The organism is Mesorhizobium sp. M1006, from assembly GCF_040318825.1.
In the GTDB taxonomy this organism is placed as follows: domain Bacteria; phylum Pseudomonadota; class Alphaproteobacteria; order Rhizobiales; family Rhizobiaceae; genus Mesorhizobium.
On record NZ_JAMYMZ010000007.1, the window covers coordinates 1 to 14,911 of the forward strand.

Sequence of the window (14,911 nt, forward strand, 5' to 3'; positions counted from 1 at the left end):
CCGCCGCTGACGGGCGCCTTACCCCGCCCACTCAAGCACACACACCGCGGCGTGAACCCCGGCGTTCTCCCCCCCTCCAACAGACAAGCGCGGCGGGATTGCCCCCCCGCTCTTGTCTGGAATTCCAGTTCGGCCGATAGAGCGGTTCATCGTTTCACGGAACGCCGAACCGCTCTATCTCTTTGTTTTGACGCAATTCCCAAGGGAAAGCGCTACACGCTTTTCCCGGGAAAACCGTTTCACACTTTTCCTGGAATTGCTCTAGTTGTTGCCGAAGAGGTTGCGGTCGGCGCCCTGAGGCGCGGACTTGGGCACATCGCCAGAGGAATTCAGCAGCTTGTAGATCGGCGAGTTGCTGTCCCGCACCGAATACGTCTGCGTCTTGTCGACGTTGACGGTCGACTGCTTGTTGATGTCGGTCCCGCCAACATTGTCGTTGCGGGCATAAGCGCTGCCGGCGGCAATCAAGAGCGCGGCGGCAGTAAGAACAATCTTTTTCATTTTGGGTCTCCTGGATTTTCGAAATCAAGCGGCGGGCATGCCGCCGCCTTGATGGTGGGATCGGCTGTTAGTTGTTGCCGAAGAGGTTACGGTCGGCGCCCTGGACAACCGGCTGCTTTTCAGCCTGGTTCGACGTCTTGACGGAAGCCGTGTAGGAGCTGTCGACCGAGACAGCAGGCGGGTTGGCTCCGTTGGAACCAAAGTTGTCGCTGCCGGCGAAGGCGCTGCCGGTGATGGCCAAAACGGCGGCGGCAGCAAGAACGATCTTTTTCATCTTAATACTCCTGAATTTTTCAGATCCCCGGACGGCGGATATGCCCGCCGCCCTGATGCTGGGATCGGCTGTTAGTTGTTGCCGAAGAGGTTACGGTCGGCGCCCTGGACAGGCTGCTGGTCAGCATGAGCCGGCTTCTGAATGGAAGCCGTATACGAGCTGTCGACCGAAGCGGCAGGCTGGTTCGCACCCTTGGAACCAAAGTTGTCGCTGCCAGAGAAGGCGCTGCCGGTGATGGCCAAAACGGCGACGGCGGCAAGAGCGATCTTTTTCATTTTTTAGTACTCCAGTATCTCAGTTTTTCCGTCCGTCCAGCGGCGTGTCTTGGGAGGAATTCGCGTCGTTCGGACAGCCCCGATGTGGGAAAGGCGATGGCCAGTTTCCAATCACGAAGTTGTTTGGTGTGGACCAAGAATCTACACCTTGAAATTGCGCCAGAGATTCCCTTAGCCACAATTTTATTGCTAAATATCAAGTAGATAGCCCATAGTATCGGTCTGGCTGCAAGGTGACTTGGGGAGGCAGCGTTCACAGCGTCCTGCACGCATTGTCAACAGAAACGAACCGTTCGGTTCGATTTTTTAAACCGATAAAAGTCGCGGCCGAGGTTCTTTGTCGAATCGTTAACCATTTCGGCCAAACGCGGCCTCACCGTTCTGCCGGTTTTCGGCCCGCTTATGCCGGCCGGCGAAGGCAGCAACCGCGCAAGAACCAGGTCAGACCCCGTAGCGTTCGGTGCGGATGAGTGCCGCAGGCACCCCGGCATCGATCAGTGCCTCGGCGGCGGCCGTCACGAATGCGTTCGAGCCGCAGACAAAGGCGAGCTTCGGCGGCGCGGGCAGCCTCGTCATGGCTTGCACCATCATCGCGGCGTCGACCCGCCGCGCATGATCTGCCGGACGGCGGGCCGGCTCGCGCGTCAGCGTCAACACCAGGTCGAAGCCATCCCGGCGCTCGGCGAGGTCGATCAACTCGTCGCGAAAGATCACCTCGTCCCAGACCCGCGCCGAAAACACCAAGGCGGCGGCGACCAGCGATCCCCGCATCGCCCGGTGACGGACCATCGACATCAGTGGCACCACGCCCGACCCACCGCCGACGAGCAGGAGCGGTCCGCCATCGCCGTCGGACCAGACGAAATGGCCGCCGAGCGGCCCGCGCAACTCGACCTCGTCGCCCACCGCCGCGATCTCGTGAAAGAACGGCGAGACCTCGCCGTCCTCGAGTTTTTCAATCGCCAGCTCGATGGTCTCGCCGGCTTCCGGCGCCGAGGCGATGGAGTAGGAGCGGCGCGCCTGATAGCCGTCCGGCGCCGTCAGCCTGACATCGACATGCTGTCCGGCGCGGTAGACGAAGGGCCGCAACGGCTGCAGGAAAAAGCTGGTGACGCGCGGCGTGCGCTTTTGGATGCGGGTGATGGTGACCGTCTGCCAGGGCGACTGCGCCGCCGGGCCGTCGCTCATGGATCGTTCGTGTAGCGCTGCTCGCGCCACGGATCGCCATAGATATGATAGCCTCGCAACTCCCAGAAACCCGGCTCGTCACGCTCTGTGAACTGCAGCCCGTTCAGCCATTTGGCCGATTTCCAGAAATAGAGATGCGGAACGAGCAGCCGGGCCGGGCCGCCATGGTCGGGAGTGATCGGCTTGCCTTCATAAAGCAGTGCCACCATCGCCTTGCCGCCGGTGATATCCTTCGTCGGCACGTTGGTGGAATAGCCGTCGAAACCCAGCGCCAGCGTGAAGGCGGAGGGCGGCTCGATGCCGGCGTCGGCAAGGATGTCGTCGACGAGCACGCCCTGCCACGCCGTGTCGAACTTGGTCCATGCGGTGACGCAATGGATGTCGCGCGTCATCTTGGTCAAGGGCAGCGCGTTGAACTCGGCCCAGTTCCACTTCTTGATCGGCCGCGGCCCGTGCTTAAGCGTGAACGACCAATCCTCGGTGCGGACATGCGGCGTCGGGCCGGCCGACAGGACCGGGAAACCTTGCTCGAGATATTGCCCCGGCGGGATACGTGCATCCGTATCCGTCGGCGGCTTTCGTCCGGAAGAGAAACCTCGGGTAACCATCGAGAATATCCGTTTGCGCAAGGTCCAATCGACCTTTGTCAGTTTTCTCGAAGACGCGAGCGCGGGCAACCGAAATCTTGGCTCCGGCCCAGCGGCAATGCTCTACATCGATCTTGGCAGCGCGGCGCCCGCTTCAGCCGCTGGCGAAGGGGACGGCGACGAACATCTGGGCGTCGCCGCGCTCGACAAGCAGCAGCACCGATTTCTTGCCGGATTTGGCGGCCTGCACAATCGCCTGATTTGCCTGCCTGGCGCTCCTCACCGGAGTCTGGTCGACGCCGACGATGATGTCGCCGGGCTGGATGCCGGAAGCCGACGCCGCCTTGTTCGGGTCGACGCGCTCGACCAGTGCGCCGTGCTGGTTTTCTGGCAGGTTCATTGCCTGGCGCACATCAGGAGTGACGTCCATCAGGCCGAGACCGAGCGCCGGTGCGCGAAGGCCCTGCCCCGTCGACGGCTGACCTGAATCGCCGGTCACCGATCCCGTCGCCGTGTCGTCTTCGTTGCGCCCGATCTCGACGGAGATCTGCAGGCTTTTCCCCTTGCGCCAGACATTGAGGGCTTCCCTCGTGCCAGGCGCAACGTCAGCGACGGCGCGCGACAGATCCCTCGGATCCTTTATGTCCTGGCCGGCGAAGCTGGTAATGACATCGCCGGTCTCGATGCCGGCCTTGGCGGCCGGCGATCCGTCGCTGACCTGCGCGACCAGCACGCCGGTAGGGTGATCGAGGCCGATGGCGCTCGCCACATCAGGCGTCACCGGCTGGATCTGGACGCCGAGATAGCCGTACTGGATGGAGCCGCCCTTCATCAGCTTGGCGACGACCTTTTGCGCCTGGTCCGAGGGGATGGCGAAGCCGACGCCGACGCTGCCGCCATTCGGCGAAAAGATCGCGGTGTTGATGCCGACGACATCGCCGTACACATCCGTCAGCGGGCCGCCGGAATTGCCCCGGTTGATCGGTGCGTCGATCTGGATGAAGTCGTCAAACGGGCCGCTGTGCAGATCGCGGCCGCGCGCCGAGACAATGCCGGCGGTGACCGTGGTGCCAAGGCCGAAAGGATTGCCGAAGGCGAGCACCTGGTCGCCCGGCATGAGCTTGTCCGAATCGCCCCATTTGACGGTCGGCAAGGGCTTGCCGGCGTTGACCTTGAGCACGGCAAGGTCGTTCTTCGTGTCATGGCCGATCAATTTGGCGGGAAGCTCGGTGCCGTCGTCGAGCATCACCTTGACCGACTGGGCGCCGTCGACGACGTGATTGTTGGTGACGATCATGCCGTCGGCACCGACGATGAAGCCTGAGCCGAGGGCCTCGGTGCGCGGCGCCTGTTCCGGCGGTGTCTTGGGGGCGGGCAGTCCCTGGTCACCGAAGAAACGGCGGAAATAGTCGTCGAAAGGCGAGTTGCCACCGAACTCGTTGCCACCGAATGGGGAGGCCTCGCTCGTGGTGTCCGACTGCGCCGATTTCATGAGGGTGGTGATCGTCACCACTGCCGGTTTGTCGGCCGCCACGACCGGAGCGAACGAGCCGCGGGGCGCCGTCATGCCGGTGACAGGTGGGGTCACTGTTGCCGCCAGGACATCATTCAGCCTGGGAGCGAAGGACAGGGCGAAGGGGCTGACGATCAGCGCGGCGCCCAGCAGAGCGGCGACGCGATGTCTGCGAAGGGTCTGGATTGGTGACATGGCCGTTGTCCGGGCGAGAGATTGGTCTTGCGCGGCGACGTTCCGTCACCGGAACAATTCATCGGCGCGTCGGTCGTCGGCCTTGCCTGTCTCGCCTGTCACGGCAGCCGACCGGATCGACAGCCCCGCATCTAGGGCGCCGATTATGGTTTCCAGATAATATTACGAAGATTTAATTTCCAGCCGGCAACCGCCTCGCGGCGTTGGCGCCGAAACCCGAAAATACAAAACCCGCCTCGGGAGGGGCGGGTCGGTTGGGGCGAATCAGCACCATACCGATATTAGTAGCATAGCTGCCGGCACAAAGCAAGAACAAAATAGCTGCGCAAGACAAATCGCTTCAGATTTGCGCCGCCTCAGCCGAGGCCTCCTATTCGCCTGTCCCGTCGGTCCGGCTGAGATAGGTGGTGGCGATCTCGCGCATCCGCCTGCCGTCGAAGCTCGGTCCATGACCGCCATGGCCGATCCGGATCGGCAGGTCGAGCAGCCGCTGCATCGTGCGGCGGTAGGCGGCACGATCCGAATCCGGCAGGTCGTCGATCAGCATGGCGTCGTAGATGGCGTCGCCGGCGAAGAACAGGCCGTCTGCCTCGTCGAACAGCGCGATCGAATCCGGAGAGTGGCCGGGCAGATGCAGGACGCGGAACTGCCGATCGCCGAGGTCGATCCTGTCGCCCTCGTCCAGGGTCCGGGCCAGAGGCGCCGGCGGAATCCTGTAATCGGCGGCTCTCCAGCCCGGCGCCGGCAGCCTGGAGACGGCGCCTTCCAGATCATGGAACATGTACGCGTAGGTCACCGCTTCATCCATGCTGTCGAACTGCGCGGCGCTGTGGCGCGGCCCTGCCCGCAACGGAAACTCGTGCAGCGAGCCGACATGATCGAGATGGATATGCGTGGCGACGGCGAGCAGCGGCTTGCCGGACGGCGTGTCGATCTGCGGCGCCAGCGGGCAGATCCCCATGCCGGTGTCGACCAGCAGGTCGACATCGCGGCCGCGCAAATGCCAGATGTTGGCACGCACGAAATCATGCACGAAGGGCTCGGTCAGCATCGTCGTCTTGGCGTCGACGATGGTTTTGCTGAACCAGCTGTCCATCAGATCAACGCCGCATCAGACGAACGGCTTGCCGACCTTGTACTTTTGCGGGACCAGCCGCTTCAGATAGGCCATCCCCGCGTCGGACAGCCGGTTGACGTCGGGCAGCATGAAATCATCCGGCATATGGCGCGTCTTGCCGGCGACGTTCTTCAGCGGCACCTTCTTCAGCACGGTTTTCTTGCCGTCATATTGCAGCGCCACCGAACCGCCGCCCTCGTCGGCCACCGTCACCGCGAAGGCGCCGGCATCGAAGGCCTCCTGCGCGTCCACCGCGCTGATGGCGCCGACATAGCCGCGCGGCATATAGCCGAGCGCATCGACGCGCGCCCGCTTGCCCGGCAATCCTTCGGCGAGCGCGCGCTCCAAGGCTGCCGGCAGGTCACTGCCCGACAGCTTGACGTTGCCGTGCTGGTCGCGCTCCAGCCTTTCCGGCGGCACCAGGCTTTCGACCAGCGCTTTGCCGTCGGCGGTGCTGACGCCTTCGGAGACGGCAACGATGCAGCGCTTGTGGCGGTCGAGCGTTGCACGAACGTCGTCGATGAAGCCCGCCGCGGAGAACGGCCGCTCCGGTACGTAGACGAGATGCGGGCCGCTGTCCTGATCGAGCTGCCAGGCCGCGGACGCGGCCGTCAGGAAACCGGCATGCCGCCCCATGACAATGCCGACATAGATGCCCGGCAGAGCGCGGAAATCGAGATCGACCGAAAGGAATGCTCCAGCGACGAACTCGGCCGCCGACATGAAGCCGGGCGTGTGATCGTTCTCCTCGAGATCGTTGTCGATGGTTTTCGGCGCATGCACGAAGGCGATCTTGCCGCCGGCGGCGTCGGTGAGGATCTGCTGCGTGCCCGAGGTGTCGTTGCCGCCGATATAGATGAAGGCATCGGCGCCGGCTTTCTTCAAGCCGTTGAGGATGAGGTCGCAATAGGCGGCATCCGGCTTGTCGCGCGTCGAACCAAGCGCGGCGCTCGGCGTCGCCGCGATCAATCGCAGGCGGTCCTCGGGGATGGCCGAAAGATCGACGTAATTGCCGTCGCGGATGCCGCGCACGCCGTGGATGGAACCAAGCACCTTGGCGCCGGGATGCCGCTTGCGGATTTCGAGCGCGGCGCCAACCACCGTCTGGTTGATGACGGCGGTCGGGCCGCCGCCTTGCGCGATGACAAAAGTTCCGGCCATTGTTCACGTCTCCCGGGCGGTGAAAATCGCAGGCACATTCGCCTGTCTTGCGGCATCGCGCAACGGCAGAGTCGATGACGAAGGGCAGCAGCCGCCGGTCAGACGACGACGACCGGATTCTTCTTGGAGACGCGGCTGTAGAGATCGATGATGTCCTGGTTGATCAGGCGCACGCAGCCCGACGACATCGCCTGGCCGATGCTCCACCATTCGGGCGAGCCGTGGATGCGATAGCCGGTGTCGCTGCCGTTCTGATAGATGTAGAGGGCACGCGCGCCGAGCGGATTGTCGAGGCCGCCCGGCTGTCCGCTTTGCCATTTCACCAGTTCCGGCCTGCGGGCGATCATCTCGGGCGGCGGGGTCCAGACCGGCCATTCCTTGCCGTACTGGATGTTGGCGCGGCCGGACCAGCGGAATCCGTCCTTGCCGATGCCGACGCCGTAACGGATCGCCTCGCCGCCGGGCTGCACCAGATAGAGCAGCCGTTCCTGCGAGTGAACGACGATGGTGCCGGGTTGCTCGCCGGTCGGATCGACGACGATCTGGCGGCGGAACTCCGGCTTGACCTTGAGGTAGGGCACTTCCGGCACATTGAAGCCACCGTCGGTGAGCGAAGCGTACATCACGTCGGGGCTGGTGATGTTCTTGTCGACGCTGATACTCGGACGGATGGGCCGGATCGAGCCGGTGGTGAGGTCGTCGAGCTGGAGCGACGGCAGATCCAGCGTCTGGCTGCAGCCGGCGACGCCGAGCAGCGCCAGCGCACCGGCGCCGGATAGCACCGTGCGACGGGAAAGCTGTATTTCGGTTTCGATTGCGTCGCCATTGTGCGGCAGCGACAGACCGTGCGGCAACTCACGCATTTACCCAAAACCCCACGCTATCGGCGGGAAACACGCTCCGGCCGTATGCCAGGCATTTTCGCCAATCATGGTTGAAAAAGCGTGAAGGCCAGCCGCCTGGCGTTAACGAGGGGCTTTTTCGATTTTGCCTCTTTACATCTGCGCGAGGCCAAGGATTTATCCTCTTCTTTGAGCTCAAGGAGAAGAAAATGTCCTTCGAAAACTGGGCCGCCTTTGCCGCTGCCTCGGCAGTCCTTCTGGTCATTCCAGGTCCCACCATCCTGCTGGTGGTGTCCTATGCGCTCGGCCAGGGCTGGCGCACCGCGCTGCCGATGGCAGTCGGCGTGGCGCTCGGCGACTTCACCGCGATGACACTGTCGATGCTGGGTATCGGCGCGCTGCTGGCGGCGTCCGCCACCGTATTCACCGTGCTGAAGGTGATCGGCGCCGGCTATCTGATCTATCTCGGCATCAAGCTGTTTCGCGCCGGCGGTGCGCTCCGGGCCGAACCGCGCACCGATGCAGTGTCATCGGCGAAAATGACGGCGCACGCCTGGCTGGTTACCGCGCTCAATCCGAAAAGCATCACCTTTTTTGTCGCCTTCCTGCCGCAGTTCCTCGACCGGTATGCGGATTTCTGGACACAGATGCTGATCTTCGAGACGACCTTCCTGGCGCTCGCCTTCGCCAATGCCTTCGGTTATGCGCTGATCGCGGCAAGGGCGCGCAACGTCGTGCGCAATCCAAAGGCGATCCGCATCTTCAACCGCACCGGCGGCACGCTGCTGGTCGGCGCCGGCATCGCGACAGTGGCGATGCGCTCGGGCAACTGAGGACAGACCATGGCGGTGAGCGACGCATTTGGCCTGACGCTGTCTGGCGCGACGGAGGCCGGGCTGTCGTCCTACAGCCGGGCTGTTCGCGAATTGCAGTGCTTCATCGGCGATCCGGTCGGTTCCGTTGACCGGGCAATCGCCGAAGATCCCGGCTTCGTCATGGCGCATGTGTTCAAGGGTTACCTCTTTGGCCTTGCCACAGAGCGCGAAGCGACGGCGGTGGCCAAGGCATGTCACGAGGCAGCGCTGCCACTTGCCGCGACAACGCGCGAGCAGGCGCATGTCGCCGCCCTTGACCACCTTGCGGATGGACGCTGGCACGAGGCCGCCCGCGTGCTGGAGGATATCGCCATCGAGTTTCCGCTCGATGCGCTGGCGGTGCAGACCGGCCACCAGATCGACTTCTTCACCGGCAATGCGCGCATGCTGCGCGACCGCATCGGCCGCGCGCTGCCGTCCTGGCAGCGCGACATGCCGGGCTATCACGCCATACTCGGCATGCAGGCCTTTGGCCTGGAGGAAATGGGCGATTACGCGCGCGCCGAAAAACTTGGCCGCACGGCGGTCGATATCGAGCCGCGCGACGGCTGGGCCCAGCATGCGGTGGCCCATGTCATGGAGATGCAGAGCCGGCAGAAGGACGGCATTCTGTGGATGCGCGCCAATCCCGAAGCGTGGACGCGGGAGAGCTTCCTGCAGGTGCACAATTGGTGGCATCTGGCACTGTTCCACTATGATCTCGGCGAAATCGACGAGGTGCTGGCGCTCTATGACGGGCCGATCTATGGCGAACGCTCGATGCTGGCGCTCAACATGGTCGATGCCTCGGCGATCCTGTGGCGGCTGCATCTCGGCGGCGTCGATGTCGGCGAGCGCTGGGCGACGCTCGCCGCCAACTGGTTGCCCATGACCAGCGCCGGCCACTATGCCTTCAACGACGCCCACGCGATGATGGCGTTTGTCGGTGCCGGCCTCGAAGCGCCGGCCCGCAACTTGCTCGAGGCGCAGCGCGAGGCGATGCGCGGCAAGGACGACAACGCCGGTTTCACTAGGGATGTCGGCCATCCCCTGACGCTCGCCATCAAGGCATTCGGCGAGGGCAATTATGCCGGGACGATACGCCTGATCCGGCCGATGCGGGCAATCGCCCATCGCTTCGGCGGCAGCCACGCACAACGCGACGTCATCGACCTGACACTGATCGAAGCGGCATTGCGTTCCGGTGATGGCGCGCTGGCGAGGGCGCTTGCGGCGGAACGCGCGCTGGCACGGCCGGACAGCCCGTTGTCGGCACTGTTTTCACGGCGTGCAAACGCTCCCGCGGCGAATTGACCACGGCCACATCTTGCCTTAAAAACTGCCCCGGCCCTGATTTTTTCGAGCGTCGAAAAAATCTTCGCGTGTTGACCGGGGTGCGTTTCCGGCGGCACGATTGCCGGGATATCTTCGCCGCCCGTGTCACAGGACTGGGCAGCGAAGCAAGAAAGACCGTCGCCGCCAGGCATGACGGACATGGGAGGGAACATGTATCTCGGCCTCGATCTCGGCACGTCGGGCGTCAAGGCGCTGCTGATCGATGCAAGGCAGAGCATCGTCGGTTCCGGCCATGCGCCGCTCGACGTGTCGCGCCCGCATCCCGGCTGGTCCGAGCAGAACCCGGCCGACTGGATCCGCGCCTGCGAAGCGGCGGTCGGCGAGCTGCGGTCGATGCATGCGAAGGAACTCGCGGCTGTCAACGGCATCGGCCTTTCCGGCCATATGCATGGCGCCACTCTGCTCGATGCCGCCGACCAGGTGCTGCGCCCCTGCATTCTATGGAACGACACACGCAGCCACGCCGAGGCGGCCGCGCTCGATGCCGACCCGCGCTTTCGCAAGCTGACCGGCAACATCGTCTTTCCCGGCTTCACCGCGCCAAAGCTGGCCTGGGTCAGGAACAACGAACCGGCTGTTTTTGCCAAGGTGGCAAAGGTTCTGCTGCCGAAGGACTTTTTGCGGCTCTGGCTCGCCGGCGAGCATATTTCGGAAATGTCGGATTCGGCTGGCACGTCGTGGCTCGATGTCGGCAAACGCGCCTGGTCCGCCGAACTGCTCGCTGTCACGTCGCTCGACGAAAGGCAGATGCCGTCATTGGTCGAAGGCACGGCCAAGGCCGGTGCCTTGCGCGCCGAACTGGCCGCCAAATGGGGCATGCAGGCGGGCATCCCGATCGCCGGCGGTGCCGGCGACAACGCGGCTTCGGCCTGCGGCATGGGCACGGTCGGCGCCGGCCAGGCGTTCGTCTCGCTCGGCACGTCGGGCGTGCTTTTTGCCGCCAACGCGTCGTATCTGCCCAATCCGGAAAGCGCCGTGCACACATTCTGCCACGCACTGCCCGGCACCTGGCACCAGATGGGCGTCATCCTGTCGGCAACCGATTCGCTCAACTGGCTGTCGGGGATCGCTGGAAAAAGTGCCGGCGAGTTGACCGCCGAACTCGGCGATGCGCTGCAGGCGCCGAGCGGTGTCTCCTTCCTGCCGTACCTGTCAGGCGAGCGGACGCCTCACAATGATTCCGTCATTCGGGGCGCCTTTACCGGGCTTGCCCACGAATCCGGCCGCGCGGCGCTGACTCAGGCCGTGCTCGAAGGCGTCGCCTTCGCTTTCCGCGACAGCCTCGAAGCCCTGGCCAAAGCCGGCACGACGCTGACCCGGGTGACGGCGATCGGCGGCGGCTCGCGTTCGCGCTACTGGCTGAAGGCCATCGCCACAGCGCTTGGCCTGCCAGTCGATATCCCAGCCGACGGCGATTTCGGCGCCGCCTTCGGAGCGGCCCGGCTTGGCCTGATCGCGGCGACAGGCGCCGATCCGCGCGCCGTGTGCACGGCGCCGGCGACGGACGCCACGGTCGAGCCGGTCGCCGCACTAAGCGATGCCTATGCAGATGCCTATCAGCGCTACCGCCAGCTTTACCCGGCGATCAGGAGCGCCACGGCGTGAGCGGTTTCCCGCCCTCGCCGTGGCCTGCCGAGAAGGCCTCACTGTGCCGGCACCTTGTCGAGAAAGCCGGTGACGCTTTTCAGCCGGCCATTTTCGATGACGCCGATATCGGTGCCTTCGATGACGGAGCCGACGCCTTCCGGCCCGAGGTTCCAGGAGAAGCGGATGGTATCGGCGAAGCCGTCCGGCTTGCCTTTCAGCGAGAACCTGAAGCCGGCAAAGCGCTGCTGAACGCCTTCGATCAGCGCGGCGATGGCGTCATGGCCGTCGCCCTGCATGATCGGATCGCGGTAGCCGACGTCCTCGGTGAAGGTCGCCTCGAGCAAGGCTTTCCTGCGTGCGGCGTCGCTCTCGTTCCAGGCGGCGATGTAGTTTTCGGCAATGGTGTTGAGGTCGGTCATGGTCTGTCTCCTTCGTTGGGTGGCTTTGACATGAGCCTTTTCGACCAGCGCCAGCGCGAAACCAATTACGCCTGAGGTAATCAGGCCGGACCATGCGAGAGGAAAAGAACATGAGCAGCGGTTTTTTCGGCGACATCCAACAGATCAAATATGAGGGACCGGATTCGACCAATCCGCTGGCCTACCGGTTCTACAATCCCGACGAGATTGTCGCCGGCAAGCGGCTGGAAGACCATCTGCGCTTTGCCGTCGCTTATTGGCATTCCTTTGCCTGGCCGGGCGGCGATCCGTTCGGCGGCCAGACATTTGACCGGCCGTGGTTTCCGAAGGCCGGCAGCACCGACACCATGGAGTTGGCCAAGCTCAAGGCCGACGTCGCCTTCGAGATGTTTTCGTTGCTGGGTGCGCCTTATTTCTGCTTCCACGATGCTGACGTGCGGCCGGAGGGCCGGGACTTTTCCGAAAGTGCGGCGCGGCTCGACGAGATCGCCGATTACTTCTCGGGAAAGATGAAGCAGACCGGCGTCAAGCTGTTGTGGGGCACGGCCAACCTGTTCTCCAACCGCCGCTTCATGTCAGGCGCCGCCACCAATCCCGATCCGGACGTCTTTGCCTATTCGGCGGCGACGGTGAAACACTGCATCGACGTCACCAAGCGTCTGAACGGCGAGAACTACGTGCTGTGGGGCGGCCGCGAGGGCTATGAGACGCTGCTCAACACCGACCTTGCCCGCGAGCAGGAACAGGCCGGCCGTTTCCTCAACCTGGTCGTCGATTACAAGCACAGGATCGGCTTCGAAGGCACCATCCTGATCGAGCCGAAGCCGCAGGAGCCGACCAAGCACCAGTACGATTACGACGTCGCCACCGTCTACGGCTTCCTCAAGCGTTTCGGACTGGAGAACGAGGTCAAGCTCAACATCGAGCAGGGCCACGCCATCCTGGCCGGCCATTCGTTCGAACATGAACTGGCGCTGGCCAATGCGCTCGGCATTTTCGGTTCGATCGACATGAACCGCAACGACTACCAGTCGGGCTGGGATACCGACCAGTTCCCGAACAATGTACCGGAGATGGCACTGGCCTACTATCAGGTGCTGCAGGCCGGCGGCTTCAAGACCGGCGGCACCAATTTCGACGCCAAGCTCAGGCGCCAGTCGCTCGATCCGCAGGATCTGCTGATCGGCCATATCGGCGGCATGGACTGCTGCGCTCGCGGCCTCAAGGCGGCAGCGCGCATGGTCGAGGACAAGGCGCTGTCCGCCCCGCTCGCCGAGCGCTATGCCGGCTGGGATTCGGCCGAGGCCAAGGCGATGCTTGCCGGCAAGCGTACGCTCGAGGAAATCGCCGAGCGCGTCGTCAAAGAGAAGATCGAGCCGCAGCCCAGATCCGGCCGCCAAGAGCTACTCGAGAACATCGTCAACCGGTACGTCTGAGGCGTACCCGGTTCGCGGCCGCATTGTTCAGCGGCCGCCGGCTAAGACGGCTTTCCGCGGGGCTGAACCGACGAAGGTTTTGCCCCGTGTGAAACTCGCGTGGCCTGTTCGCTGACCGGGTCTGGCGCGCCTTAGCCGTGATCGAGGCCTCTCAGGTAGGCGCAAAACATGTCGGCCATGGCGTTGGCGTAGACTTCAATCTCCTTGGGCGTTCGAGGCGTCTCCGAGAACTGCTTCCCCACCGTGCTGAGCGTCGTCATGACCAGGTCGCCGGCCAATTCGCGAGTCGCTTGCGCGGCGCTCGGCAACGCCTCCTGCATGAAGAGCTGGATGGTCCGGTCTCCGGACGCCCTCGCCGCCTGCGCCTCGGGCGCGTCGCGGTAAAGCGGGGCGGCGTCGTCGAGCGCCACACGCACCGCAGCCTCCTCACACTCCGAGCGGAGGAAGGCGTGGACCAGGTCGCGCAGCCGGTCAAGCGGCGGTTTCCTGATATCCTCGAGGATATCGCGCAGCAAACTGGTCGTCTGCCGCCATTCGTCGCTCTGGAGCCGGAACAGGATCGCCGCCTTGTTCGGAAAATACTGATACAGCGATCCGACGCTGACGCCGGCCTTCTCGGCCACCCGCGCCGTGGTGAAGCGCTGCGCGCCTTCCCTCGCCAAAACCTGAACAGCAGCCTGCAAAATCGCAGCGACGAGCTCCGCCGAGCGGGCCTGCTTCGGCTGTTTTCGCGAGGAAATCCGCGGACTTCGGTTATCGCTCATTGAGAGCCGCGCCAATGCGATTAGTGAATGCGAATGATTAGTCGTATTTTGAATGTCGCACAAGAACGCGTTCAATTCCGACTGGAGACCGATATGACCACACTGACGACAACGCCGCTCGCGCCCCTGCTGGTCCGCCTGTTCGAGGAAGCCGCTGCGGCAACAAGCCCTGCAGTGGCGGAACTCTCCGCCGAGGAGCGGATGCGGCTGGTTCGAAGCAAGACCGAATACCTCGATTTCTATGGGCGGCTAAGGGATCTCTGGCTTCCCGTTTCGCGAGAGACCGGCACGCTGCTCTACATGCTGGCACGAGGCAGCGGCGCACGGACGATCGTCGAATTTGGAACCTCGTTCGGCATCTCGACCCTGCACCTTGCCGCAGCCTTGCGGGACAATGGCGGTGGCCGCCTGATCACCAGCGAGTTCGAGCCATCCAAGGTCGCGCGCGCGAGGAGTAATCTGACAGCAGGCGGTCTCATTGACATGGTGGAAACCCGCGAAGGAGACGCGCTGCAAACATTAAGCGTCGATCTTCCCGAAAGCGTCGACCTGCTTCTGCTCGACGGCGCCAAAGCGCTCTATCCCGAGATCTTGAGTCTGGTTGAAAGCCGCCTCAGACCGGGCGCCTTCGTCGTTGCCGACAACGCAGATCTTTGCCCCGAATACCTCGAGCGGGTGCGCTCGACCGGGAGTGGCTACATGTCCACGCCGTTCGGCGAGGATGTTGAACTGTCGATGCGGCTTGGCTGAAGCACTGCGTGACCTGCCGGAACGACGTGCCCAAGATGGGCGGCGGCGGACAAAACTTTGCCCGGCATCGCCCATCAATCGCCTCGCTCTTG

The 14,911-nt window shown here is 63.8% G+C and carries 16 protein-coding genes; 5 read left to right on the plus strand and 11 right to left on the minus strand.

Annotation, left to right across the window (positions count from 1 at the left end; all coding sequences use genetic code 11):
- Nucleotides 1-261 precede the first annotated feature (261 nt).
- The 9 genes from NKH60_RS08485 to NKH60_RS08525 form a co-directional block, all read right to left on the minus strand.
- Entirely contained in the window at nucleotides 262-501 is a 240-nt protein-coding gene (locus NKH60_RS08485; RefSeq protein WP_352454766.1) for a DUF680 domain-containing protein, read from the minus strand.
- A 67-nt stretch (nucleotides 502-568) separates the two neighbouring features.
- A complete protein-coding gene (locus tag NKH60_RS08490; RefSeq protein WP_352769794.1) occupies nucleotides 569-775 on the minus strand; it encodes a DUF680 domain-containing protein in 207 nt (68 codons plus the stop codon).
- 71 nt (nucleotides 776-846) lie between these two features.
- A complete protein-coding gene (locus NKH60_RS08495) occupies nucleotides 847-1,050 on the minus strand; it encodes a DUF680 domain-containing protein (RefSeq protein ID WP_023680227.1) in 204 nt (67 codons plus the stop codon).
- A gap of 441 nt (nucleotides 1,051-1,491) precedes the next feature.
- On the minus strand, nucleotides 1,492-2,238 hold the full coding sequence (locus tag NKH60_RS08500) for an FAD-binding oxidoreductase (protein ID WP_352871909.1): 747 nt from the start codon (nucleotides 2,236-2,238) through the stop codon (nucleotides 1,492-1,494).
- On the minus strand, nucleotides 2,235-2,846 hold the full coding sequence (locus tag NKH60_RS08505; protein ID WP_352871911.1) for a molybdopterin-dependent oxidoreductase: 612 nt from the start codon (nucleotides 2,844-2,846) through the stop codon (nucleotides 2,235-2,237). The genes NKH60_RS08500 and NKH60_RS08505 overlap by 4 nt, the downstream gene beginning before the upstream one ends.
- Before the next feature lie 133 nt (nucleotides 2,847-2,979).
- Nucleotides 2,980-4,533 carry a DegQ family serine endoprotease gene (locus tag NKH60_RS08510; RefSeq protein WP_352451604.1) on the minus strand — a complete coding sequence of 518 codons (1,554 nt, stop codon included), beginning with the start codon at nucleotides 4,531-4,533 and terminating at the stop codon, nucleotides 2,980-2,982.
- A 370-nt stretch (nucleotides 4,534-4,903) separates the two neighbouring features.
- Nucleotides 4,904-5,629, minus strand: coding sequence for an MBL fold metallo-hydrolase (locus tag NKH60_RS08515; protein WP_352871914.1), 726 nt, complete (start codon nucleotides 5,627-5,629; stop codon nucleotides 4,904-4,906).
- Nucleotides 5,630-5,644: 15 nt separating this feature from the next.
- Nucleotides 5,645-6,811 (minus strand): diphosphate--fructose-6-phosphate 1-phosphotransferase, encoded by a 1,167-nt coding sequence (locus NKH60_RS08520; RefSeq protein WP_352451606.1) that lies wholly within the window; start codon nucleotides 6,809-6,811, stop codon nucleotides 5,645-5,647.
- A 98-nt stretch (nucleotides 6,812-6,909) separates the two neighbouring features.
- Nucleotides 6,910-7,674, minus strand: coding sequence for a L,D-transpeptidase (locus NKH60_RS08525; protein WP_352871916.1), 765 nt, complete (start codon nucleotides 7,672-7,674; stop codon nucleotides 6,910-6,912).
- 188 nt (nucleotides 7,675-7,862) lie between these two features.
- Here NKH60_RS08525 and NKH60_RS08530 point away from each other — a divergent pair, with 188 nt between their 5' ends.
- From NKH60_RS08530 to xylB, 3 genes are all read left to right on the plus strand, one after another.
- Complete coding sequence (locus NKH60_RS08530) at nucleotides 7,863-8,486, plus strand: LysE family translocator (RefSeq protein ID WP_352472533.1); 624 nt, start codon at nucleotides 7,863-7,865, stop codon at nucleotides 8,484-8,486.
- A gap of 9 nt (nucleotides 8,487-8,495) precedes the next feature.
- Complete coding sequence (locus NKH60_RS08535) at nucleotides 8,496-9,821, plus strand: tetratricopeptide repeat protein (RefSeq protein WP_352871919.1); 1,326 nt, start codon at nucleotides 8,496-8,498, stop codon at nucleotides 9,819-9,821.
- Between the two features lie 192 nt (nucleotides 9,822-10,013).
- Nucleotides 10,014-11,468, plus strand: a complete 1,455-nt coding sequence (xylB, locus tag NKH60_RS08540; protein WP_352872013.1) for a xylulokinase — start codon at nucleotides 10,014-10,016, stop codon at nucleotides 11,466-11,468.
- 38 nt (nucleotides 11,469-11,506) lie between these two features.
- Here xylB and NKH60_RS08545 read toward each other — a convergent pair whose 3' ends face one another.
- Complete coding sequence (locus NKH60_RS08545) at nucleotides 11,507-11,869, minus strand: nuclear transport factor 2 family protein (protein WP_352472535.1); 363 nt, start codon at nucleotides 11,867-11,869, stop codon at nucleotides 11,507-11,509.
- Nucleotides 11,870-11,979: 110 nt separating this feature from the next.
- On the opposite strand from NKH60_RS08545, the gene xylA reads away from it, so the two are divergent.
- Entirely contained in the window at nucleotides 11,980-13,305 is a 1,326-nt protein-coding gene (gene xylA, locus NKH60_RS08550; protein WP_352451611.1) for a xylose isomerase, read from the plus strand.
- Between the two features lie 131 nt (nucleotides 13,306-13,436).
- Here the strand turns inward: xylA and NKH60_RS08555 are convergent, their stop codons facing one another.
- Nucleotides 13,437-14,069, minus strand: a complete 633-nt coding sequence (locus tag NKH60_RS08555; RefSeq protein WP_352454840.1) for a TetR/AcrR family transcriptional regulator — start codon at nucleotides 14,067-14,069, stop codon at nucleotides 13,437-13,439.
- 93 nt (nucleotides 14,070-14,162) lie between these two features.
- Between NKH60_RS08555 and NKH60_RS08560 the strand changes: the two genes are divergently transcribed.
- On the plus strand, nucleotides 14,163-14,819 hold the full coding sequence (locus tag NKH60_RS08560) for an O-methyltransferase (RefSeq protein ID WP_352682175.1): 657 nt from the start codon (nucleotides 14,163-14,165) through the stop codon (nucleotides 14,817-14,819).
- The last annotated feature ends 92 nt before the right edge of the window (nucleotides 14,820-14,911 follow it).

Excerpts from the sequence above, each read along its gene's own strand:
- NKH60_RS08485 (WP_352454766.1), bottom strand. The coding sequence starts at position 501 with ATGAAAAAGATTGTTCTTACTGCCGCCGCGCTCTTGATTGCCGCCGGC.
- NKH60_RS08490 (WP_352769794.1), bottom strand. The coding sequence starts at position 775 with ATGAAAAAGATCGTTCTTGCTGCCGCCGCCGTTTTGGCCATCACCGGC.
- NKH60_RS08495 (WP_023680227.1), bottom strand. The coding sequence starts at position 1,050 with ATGAAAAAGATCGCTCTTGCCGCCGTCGCCGTTTTGGCCATCACCGGC.
- NKH60_RS08500 (WP_352871909.1), bottom strand. The coding sequence starts at position 2,238 with ATGAGCGACGGCCCGGCGGCGCAGTCGCCCTGGCAGACGGTCACCATC.
- NKH60_RS08505 (WP_352871911.1), bottom strand. The coding sequence starts at position 2,846 with ATGGTTACCCGAGGTTTCTCTTCCGGACGAAAGCCGCCGACGGATACG.
- NKH60_RS08510 (WP_352451604.1), bottom strand. The coding sequence starts at position 4,533 with ATGTCACCAATCCAGACCCTTCGCAGACATCGCGTCGCCGCTCTGCTG.
- NKH60_RS08515 (WP_352871914.1), bottom strand. The coding sequence starts at position 5,629 with ATGGACAGCTGGTTCAGCAAAACCATCGTCGACGCCAAGACGACGATG.
- NKH60_RS08520 (WP_352451606.1), bottom strand. The coding sequence starts at position 6,811 with ATGGCCGGAACTTTTGTCATCGCGCAAGGCGGCGGCCCGACCGCCGTC.
- NKH60_RS08525 (WP_352871916.1), bottom strand. The coding sequence starts at position 7,674 with ATGCGTGAGTTGCCGCACGGTCTGTCGCTGCCGCACAATGGCGACGCA.
- NKH60_RS08530 (WP_352472533.1), top strand. The coding sequence starts at position 7,863 with ATGTCCTTCGAAAACTGGGCCGCCTTTGCCGCTGCCTCGGCAGTCCTT.
- NKH60_RS08535 (WP_352871919.1), top strand. The coding sequence starts at position 8,496 with ATGGCGGTGAGCGACGCATTTGGCCTGACGCTGTCTGGCGCGACGGAG.
- xylB (WP_352872013.1), top strand. The coding sequence starts at position 10,014 with ATGTATCTCGGCCTCGATCTCGGCACGTCGGGCGTCAAGGCGCTGCTG.
- NKH60_RS08545 (WP_352472535.1), bottom strand. The coding sequence starts at position 11,869 with ATGACCGACCTCAACACCATTGCCGAAAACTACATCGCCGCCTGGAAC.
- xylA (WP_352451611.1), top strand. The coding sequence starts at position 11,980 with ATGAGCAGCGGTTTTTTCGGCGACATCCAACAGATCAAATATGAGGGA.
- NKH60_RS08555 (WP_352454840.1), bottom strand. The coding sequence starts at position 14,069 with ATGAGCGATAACCGAAGTCCGCGGATTTCCTCGCGAAAACAGCCGAAG.
- NKH60_RS08560 (WP_352682175.1), top strand. The coding sequence starts at position 14,163 with ATGACCACACTGACGACAACGCCGCTCGCGCCCCTGCTGGTCCGCCTG.